The organism is Nocardia testacea NBRC 100365 (genome assembly GCF_000308775.1).
In the GTDB taxonomy this organism is placed as follows: Bacteria; Actinomycetota; Actinomycetes; order Mycobacteriales; family Mycobacteriaceae; genus Nocardia; species Nocardia testacea.
This window is the reverse complement of record NZ_BAGJ01000217.1, coordinates 1-1,298: the sequence shown is the minus strand read 5'-3', so window position 1 is coordinate 1,298 and position 1,298 is coordinate 1. Positions and strand designations below refer to the sequence as shown.

1 protein-coding gene is annotated in these 1,298 nt (G+C 66.8%); it reads right to left on the bottom strand.

Features of this window, described 5'->3' with window-relative positions; genetic code table 11:
• Nucleotides 1-452: 452 nt before the first annotated feature.
• Nucleotides 453-1,034: a hypothetical protein gene (locus ON38_RS25530; RefSeq protein WP_157181886.1), complete on the bottom strand. Its 582-nt coding sequence runs from the start codon at nt 1,032-1,034 to the stop codon at nt 453-455.
• Between the last annotated feature and the right edge of the window lie 264 nt (nt 1,035-1,298).

Here is a 1,298-nt window from a genome sequence, read left to right as displayed (position 1 = left end):
CCCCGCACGCGGCGCCAGCGAATCCCCCTTCACCGGACTCACGTTCTCCGGCACCGAAACACCACCCGGCCGCCAATCCACCGAATTGACCTGCCCGACACCGGTATCGACATCCCGCAACAACCCCGACAACAACTCGTTCAACTTCTGCCGATGAGACTTCGGCACCCCACCCGGATCCACACCCCGCAACCCACCACGCGCCACCAACGCCTCGACCAACGGCCGACCCGCACTCGCACCCCCTGCCGGCGCACCCGGCTCCGGCCCCGACACCACCCCCGCCCCCGAACCACCACCGGACTCCGGACCACCACCGGACCCCGCACCAACCGGCCCCGCCGCCCGCAAACTCGCCACACCATGACCCGCCGCCCCCAGAAAACCCCCCGCCACCGCCGGCACCAACGACTCCGTAAAAGCACCCCACGTCAACTCCTCCCCCGACATCATCAACGCCACCCCCGTCCCCACAATCCCCCCGCCAACCCACCCGCACCACCGGTCAACAACGCCCCACCCAACTGCACCCCCACCTGCTTGCCCACCGTGTCCGCCAACTCCGCACGCGCCACAGTCAACGGAACCACCCACCGATCCCCCACCCACTTGCCCGCCACCACACCCGCAGCACCACCGAACAAACCCGCAAACCCCGCGACCACCACATCCATCCCGGCAACCTCCCCCCGCTGCCCATAACCCACCTGCTTGAGCTGCACACCCAGATTGATCCCCCCACCCTGCACCGCACCCAAACCCCCCGCCCTCACCGACAACGCCAACACCCCACGCTCCGCCGCCGCCCGCGCACTCATCCCCGCGAAATACTCCACCAACTTCCGCGAAGCGATCTCCAACACCGTCCGCGTCCGCATCGCCTGCGCATACCCCACCAACCCACCCCCATAAGCGAACATCACCGCCGCATGAAACAACGTCCACGCCAAAATCACCGCGAACCCGATCACCGTCCACTTCTGAACCTCGAACGCATTCGCCCCCTCATACAACTGCTCGGCCTGCGCATCCAACCGATCAGCCTGAAGATTGCACTCTGCCGCCGTCTCCCGGCACGCCCCCGCGAACCGATCACCACCAACCCCACCCAACCCCACCCGAGCACCCTCGGCCCTACCCGAAAAAAACTCCGCCCCCCGACGCAACCGCTCCGCCTTCGCCGACAACTCGTCGGCCTCCCGACGCATCGCATCTTCCCGAGCCTCCGGAAAATGACCCGCAACAACCTCTAAAACCGACGGCGGCAACCACCACGGCAACAGCAGAGACAAAACTCA